This window comes from Sulfobacillus harzensis (genome assembly GCF_012933365.1).
Classification (GTDB): Bacteria; Bacillota; Sulfobacillia; order Sulfobacillales; family Sulfobacillaceae; genus Sulfobacillus_B; species Sulfobacillus_B harzensis.
Map to the genome: position 1 here is coordinate 1 of NZ_JABBVZ010000255.1, position 1,556 is coordinate 1,556.

A 1,556-nucleotide genomic window follows, 5' to 3' on the forward strand; every position below is an offset into this window, starting at 1 on the left:
GCAACAGCACGAAGGGTACGCAACAGCACGCGGTCGTCGGGGGACGATCGCCCGGCGAGCGTATAACCTCGCTGTCAGGAGGCGTGGCGTTCACGATCAGCCAAGAAGCGGGCTTGGTCATAAGGCTGGCCGGACTTCCACATCCGGAACAGGATGCGCATCCAGACGTTGGCCAGGGCCCGCAAGGCCGCATGATGGCCATGACCGCGGGCGCGGTATTGATCGTAATACTGCCGGGCCCACGCACAGCGAGACAAGGAGGTGAACGCGAGTTGATGGACGGTTGCCCGAAAATGCTTGTCGCAGGCGCGCCGCATGTGCACCCGTTTGAGTTTACCGCTTTGGTAGAGCACGGGACTCGTGCCGGCCAGGGCTTGAGCCGCCTCTACCAGCTCAAACCGGTCCCGATCGGGACCGAACCCGGCCAGGAGACGAGCACCCAACGTCACGGCGACGCCGGGCACACTCATCCAGAGGTCAGCATCCGGGTTCGCCAAAAAAAGCGTTTCGAGATGCTCGCGCAACGCGCGATGCTCCGCCTGCAAGGCTTGCAGTTGGGCCACCAGGGCCCGGACAGCCCACACCTGGGCCCGCCGCTTGCCCGGCGAGGCCTCCAACGCCCGCTGTTGCAACGCGCCCCAGATGCGCGGCGCCTCCTGGGCTGCGCGGGGATACCGATGCTGCCGCAGCCAGCTCATGAGATCGCTCAGCGCCAGTTTACGGGCCTCCACCGGGTCGGGCCAGGCGGCCAAAAAGGCCAGCGCGACGGGGCGGTTGATGTCCGCGAAGGCGGCCAGGACCTGCGGATAATAGCTCTTCAGGGCCGCCATCAGCTGATTGCTCAAGCGCGTGGTCTGCTGCGCCAAGTCTTCGTCAATCCGCGTCAATTGCCGCAGTTCCACCCAGTCTTCCCCCGCGGGCCGCAAGGGCCGCAACTGATCGCGCTCGTGCCACCCCAACCGGGCCAAAATAGCCGCATCCAGACGGTCGGTCTTGGCACCCGAGGGCTTGCGCCGCGCATCGGACACCTTCGGATTCACGGGGTAGACCCAAAAGCCGGTGGTGCTCAACCAATCGACTACCAGGCCTTGCGACGTTTCAATGACGACGTGCACGTCCCTTCGGACGTGCTCCGCCCAGTCCAACAGCCGCGCTTCCAGCGCGTCCAACGCATCGCGGGTGTGGGCGACCTGACCGACCCACAGGGCATGGCCGGGGCGATCTTGCACCACGACATCATGGTGGCCGTCGGCCCAGTCCCAACCGACCACAATTTCCATCGAACCTACCTCCTTCGTGAGATGTCCCAAGGACGCACAAGCCTTATTTGTCACCAGACGTGGCAGGACCCGCAAATCGACCGGTCTATGAGTGGTTCCTTGGGTTACAGGGTTTCCCGGAAAGGCGAATCTCTCGTAGGCGATCAGGTCGCGAGGAGCAGAAGCCTTTCCCGGGAATGGGTACGTCCAACTTCATGATGGACAAAGGGTTGAACGAGATCCAGTGGCTCGTTGCAATGTTTGACAAACTTATCCACCACTGAGACTAACAAATAA

The 1,556-nt window shown here is 63.0% G+C and carries 1 protein-coding gene; it reads right to left on the reverse strand.

The window, feature by feature from the left end:
- Positions 1 to 74: 74 nt before the first annotated feature.
- Positions 75 to 1,280 carry an IS110 family RNA-guided transposase gene (locus HIJ39_RS22860; RefSeq protein ID WP_169103329.1) on the reverse strand — a complete coding sequence of 402 codons (1,206 nt, stop codon included), beginning with the start codon at positions 1,278 to 1,280 and terminating at the stop codon, positions 75 to 77.
- Positions 1,281 to 1,556 lie beyond the last annotated feature (276 nt).

Excerpts from the sequence above, each read along its gene's own strand:
- HIJ39_RS22860 (WP_169103329.1), bottom strand. The coding sequence starts at position 1,280 with ATGGAAATTGTGGTCGGTTGGGACTGGGCCGACGGCCACCATGATGTC.